This is a genomic window from Rhodococcus sp. IEGM 1372 (genome assembly GCF_030056835.1).
Classification (GTDB): Bacteria; Actinomycetota; Actinomycetes; order Mycobacteriales; family Mycobacteriaceae; genus Rhodococcoides.
In genome coordinates this window covers 1-4,782 of record NZ_JASHKS010000078.1, presented here as the reverse complement: position 1 = coordinate 4,782, position 4,782 = coordinate 1, and the positions used below count along the sequence as shown (strand labels likewise).

Here is a 4,782-nt window from a genome sequence, read left to right as displayed (position 1 = left end):
CTCGAGACCGGCGGATTCAGACCCCAACTCCTACACCCCCGATTGGGATGAGCCGTCAATAGACTTCGCGCACCTCGGTGAGGTGTCGTTTGAGCACTTCTGGCAGACACCAAAAACGTATAAAATAACCTTAGCGGGAATGACGTCATCGAATGGAACAGAAGGCGTCTCCGCCAGCTGGTCAATGCGTTCTACGAAGTGTTCATTTGCTTCAGCTTCGCATCCCATGCTTTAAAATTCCACGGAGTTGCCCGAAAGTCACGGCTCATATCTCGGAGCAACCTGCGGGCCTCCAGGCGTCCGTCGGTCGCATGAACAGCCAAGACCTGCGCATAGTTCTCACTTTGGACCTCGTCTGTCCCGTAACACACCAATGCGGTGACGATGTCGGCGAAACCCTCTTCCAGCTCCGCATCTATCTTCTCCAAGATCTCTTGCTCGTCTTCGGAGAACAGTTCTTTGACACGAGGGTCTGGACCTGATCCATCTGGCATCGAAGCTGGGACGTACCGGTACACGATGCGTTCCTTGATTAGAGCCCATAACCAAGCACTGATCAACTGGGGCCAGCCGGTGATCGTCTCCGGATTATTGCAGCATTTATACGCAGCCCGCGCCTCGCGACGTAGGTCCCAGTAGATGGATACGCGCCACGCAGCCGCGTCCTCTCCGTTGTGCGCCAACGTGACTAGTTTCCGTAAGAGTTGAAACGGATCCTCAATGACTCCAAGTCGGGCGCGCACCGCGTCGCCGCTCGGAAATGCGGTTCGGAATGCCGTGCAGATCTCCTGTAAGGATCGCGCGATCAGCGTCAAGTCGGCCCCGGCGCTGATGGAAATCTTCCTAGCCGCAACATCTCGGTGCGCCAAGCTCATGAGGCGGAGCGCAATGAACTCTGCGTCGTCGATCTGTATTCCAGCGCCGAGGCGGGTGCTTAGATAGAAGCTCCAGTTTGCAAGGTAGGCGTCGTCTCCTTCCAGCCGACCATGGAGCCAATCAGGTTGGGGGAGGCTCATTGTCCTCCTGCTTTCCCTCGACGATGCTCCTCAACCGTCGGCAAACCGTCTGGGCGGCTTCGTCATCGAGCCCAGCTTCTTTGAGGACTCGGACGACTTCGGAATCGATTGAGTTGGGTAAACCAGGTCCTCTGACTTCAATGACGATCCTGTGCAACGTTTCTAGGTCCTGCAATTGCTGTGTTGAAGTCGGCTCTGTCCGGTCGCGATTAGCGATCTTTCGTACAAGTCGTATAGATGCTTCGGCGAGATCCCCACCCAACGCCGAGAGCATTCCACCGGCAAGTCCGCTGATCGCCGCGGCGATTACTGAGACTGTCCACTCTGCTGTGTTGAAGTCGTACCGCTTGCCGCGCTTTGCGACCGCGTACTCTGATCGGTCGGCCACCACGTCAATGAGGCTCAGGTACTCATCCTCGATATCGCGCATCTATTCCTCCGCTTAGGCCTTGCCCTGGTTCGATCGTCAGGCACACATTAGCGATGGCCGTTGTCGAGCCGGTAGTTCTCGACCTTTCCCCCGTCGTTAGTGCGTTCGAGGTAGACGGCCCGGTTCGCTAGCTACGGCGGTGTTCGAGAGGCCAGCGCAACACTGGAGTGGTGCGGCCGCAAGATCGCCGAGCGCGAAACCTCGTGCGCGGATCTGATCTCGAAGCCGGCTCCGTCCAGACGACCGCGAGATCCTCTACGGCAAGATCATGCGGTCCGATACGGAACCACCGGTGCGCGCATGTTGACCCTGGTGCCTCTCCGCTTAGAGTCCTACTGTGACGACTCGCAAAGCAACCTCGGCAAAGGCCGAAAGGCGCTCTCCTGAGCAGTTGAACTTGCAACGACTTCTCCGCGACGGCGTCCATCACGGCGACTCGCTGGATCTGATCCCCAAACTCGAGCCGGGGTCGGTCGACCTGTTCTTCACTAGTCCGCCGTACGCAGATCAGCGGGCCTACAGCCGTATTCATCCAGATAGATACGTCGAGTGGTTCCTACCGATCGCGCGCGCAATGTTCGATGCCACCGCGGAGACCGGGAGCTTGGTCCTCAACATCAAGAACCGTGTCGCCAACCGCGGACCGCTCAAGGGGCAGCGGCATCCGTACGTCTACGAGCTGGTCCTGGCACTGCAACACATGGGGTGGCGGTGGACCGAAACCTACATCTGGGCCAAACCCAACGCTGTGCCCGGGAAGTTCGGCCCGCGCACCAAAGACAGCTTCGAATACGTCTACCACTTCGCCCGCGGCCCCCGCCCCCACTTCGACCTCGATGCGGTCCGAGTCCCCTATAAGGCGGATGCAGCCGAGATCGCCCGTCGCGCCAAAGACACCAACGGCCGCCGCACGACCGAGGCCGGCTTCGGTCGCGATCGCACCAAGACCTATCTCCGCGGCGGAGCCGACCCGGGAAACGTCGTCAACGTCTCACAGACCTACAACCAACACAAAGGTGTCGCCCACACTGCCGCCATGCCAGAGGGCCTGGCAGAGTTCTTCATCCGGGCGATGAGCCCCGAGGACGGCCTTGTCATCGATCCTTTCGCCGGCGGCGGAACAACTGTTGTAGTCGGGCGGCAGCTCGGCCGCCGGGCGGCTGGGTTCGAAATCCATGAGGAGTTCGTAACCGAGGCCCGCCGACGCATTGCCGAGGGCGTCGCTAACGACACCCCCGGCGAGCTGGTTGGTTGAGTCATGTCGTCTGCTGAAGAGACCGTCGCCAAAATCCTGCACACCAGCACCTGGGACGAACGTGTCGCACAAATCCGTCTGATCCCCCAACGCCACGGGACCGGAGAGCATCCGGGGATCTACGCCGATGTCGCTCGCATCGCCTACGTACCACAGCTCGCACCTGACTTCGCCTATATCCACGCGGCGGACTTCTACGAGCTGCCCACCTTCGAGGTGGCCTACGCCGCCGCCGCCGCCGCCACAAACAACTTCCAGGACGTGACGCCCGCCGTCCTGGCCGCAACGATCCAAACCAACCCCACGACTCTGCTTGTGTTCCGAACCATCCTCGGATTCACCAAGACCGAGTTCGCGCACTGCACTTCACTCGTCGGCGAATCACACGACCTCAAACTGAGTGGCGCGAAAGTCGACAGCATGGAGCGAGAGGGATCGGTGACAACCCCGCAACAAGCGCAGCTTGTTGCTGACACGATCACTCAAGTGATGGCTGGCACACTCTTCGGCGACCCACCCGGAGAACTCCGACGCAAGCAAACCAAACCCGACACCGCAGAGGGCTGGGCAACCGTCAACAACCTCGCCGAAGAAGGTGCGCCCTACTCATGGCTGCTACACCAACGCCACTACGGCGGGGCGTTCCGACAAATTCTTGACGCAACCTCTACAAAACGAGGTGATCTCATCGAAGATGTCGTCGAACAACTGTTTCAGGACAATCAGATTCCCTACCTACGGACCGGAAGCCACAACCAAGGCGACATCATGGCTCAATTCGAGATCCTGGTAACCCCCGCCCCCGACTTCGTCATCTTCGACTCCAGCGGAACCCTCCGAGCCATCATGGAGTGCAAAACAATCAACGACGGCGGCACCGCACGTGACAAAGCCCTTCGATTTGAGCGACTACGAGCCGAAGCAAACCGGTTAGGCGGGATCCCCCTCCTCGCAGTGCTCGGAGGTCTGGGATGGACCCGCGTCAACGACACACTCGGACCGGTTGTGCGCGACACCGACGGCCGCGTCTTCACCCTGTCGAACTTGGATGAAATGTTGACCGTCGCGCCCTTCCCTTCGCTGATCGGTACCGTAACGCCCGGCTCTGATGTCGACACCGATGGGTGAGTCATCGAGTTCGCGCATGGTTATGTGAGCAGTCGGTCGCTGAGGCCGCCGGCTGGCCTACCTTCGTACGGCACCTTTCTTTGCCGGAGGGCGACCGTCGGTCCTCGAATTTCAGTTTGCATCCCGCCCACTGTCGAAATCGTCAGCTATGCCCATGGCCCCAGTGATCTGGTAGACGGGGTATACGCTGGAATGGATTAGAAAACCCGCCAACCAGTATCGGTTGGCGGGCAGCACAACTAGATCAGTGCGATGAGTGCTAGAAGCACGATGGCCGCAACCGCAATGTTGAGCTTGAATCCATGAAATTCTATTTCTAGTTTCATTTATTTGTATCGGCGCGTCTCGCACGACTTGCCGAGCCTTTCGGATAATTACGAGACGCATAATCCCGTAGTGCGAGAGGGTTTATGTGACCGCTGTCAGCTATAAAAGCCCGACATCTGATTATACCGTCTTTCACGTCTCGGCGCTTGCGTGGTGTTGCTATTCTTCTTGGTCGAGCCTTCGAATTATGTTTGTCAACAGTATTACTGCATCGGCGCTGATTCCCGCGTCGCGTCTGGTGGCCGTGGAAGAATGCTTCACGCGATGCGCTAGCGCCGCAGCCTTCTTGGTCAGTCCACGGATATCCTCGTTGCTCGGACCCGGCAGTGTGTCCTCGATGTAGCGTTCGATTCTCATGTTTGTCTTGTCGACGGGTGGCTCTTTCTCTCCATCGCGTAGGTGCACTTCAGCGCGATATACCGTCCGGGACAAAGCTTCCAGCACTCCGACACAGTTAGTCCCCAGGGCGCGGTAGTCCTGCGGCGTCGATGCCGTTCGAAACCGGGGTGCCGAACGATGAGCCTGGTGATGGAACCTCGGTGAACACGTCGTCTGAGATCACGGGGGAATTGGGCTCTTCCCAGATGACGGTGTAGGTCGGCCGGGCGCGTCGGTCCGCAGATAGA

The 4,782-nt window shown here is 59.0% G+C and carries 4 protein-coding genes; 2 read left to right on the top strand and 2 right to left on the bottom strand.

Going from position 1 to position 4,782, the window contains the following annotated elements:
• Positions 1-191: 191 nt before the first annotated feature.
• Both QM590_RS25650 and QM590_RS25645 read right to left on the bottom strand, forming a co-directional pair.
• Positions 192-1,016 (bottom strand): hypothetical protein, encoded by an 825-nt coding sequence (locus tag QM590_RS25650; protein WP_243597455.1) that lies wholly within the window; start codon positions 1,014-1,016, stop codon positions 192-194.
• Complete coding sequence (locus QM590_RS25645; protein ID WP_243597454.1) at positions 997-1,446, bottom strand: hypothetical protein; 450 nt, start codon at positions 1,444-1,446, stop codon at positions 997-999. Before QM590_RS25645 ends, QM590_RS25650 begins: the two co-directional genes overlap by 20 nt.
• Positions 1,447-1,783: 337 nt before the next feature.
• Between QM590_RS25645 and QM590_RS25640 the strand changes: the two genes are divergently transcribed.
• Positions 1,784-2,701 carry a DNA-methyltransferase gene (locus QM590_RS25640; RefSeq protein ID WP_243597453.1) on the top strand — a complete coding sequence of 306 codons (918 nt, stop codon included), beginning with the start codon at positions 1,784-1,786 and terminating at the stop codon, positions 2,699-2,701.
• Positions 2,702-2,704: 3 nt separating this feature from the next.
• Positions 2,705-3,829 (top strand): hypothetical protein, encoded by a 1,125-nt coding sequence (locus QM590_RS25635; protein ID WP_243597452.1) that lies wholly within the window; start codon positions 2,705-2,707, stop codon positions 3,827-3,829.
• Positions 3,830-4,782: the final 953 nt, after the last annotated feature.

Coding starts and splice junctions, on each gene's coding strand:
- QM590_RS25635 (WP_243597452.1), top strand. CDS start 2,705: ATGTCGTCTGCTGAAGAGACCGTCGCCAAAATCCTGCACACCAGCACC.
- QM590_RS25645 (WP_243597454.1), bottom strand. CDS start 1,446: ATGCGCGATATCGAGGATGAGTACCTGAGCCTCATTGACGTGGTGGCC.
- QM590_RS25650 (WP_243597455.1), bottom strand. CDS start 1,016: ATGAGCCTCCCCCAACCTGATTGGCTCCATGGTCGGCTGGAAGGAGAC.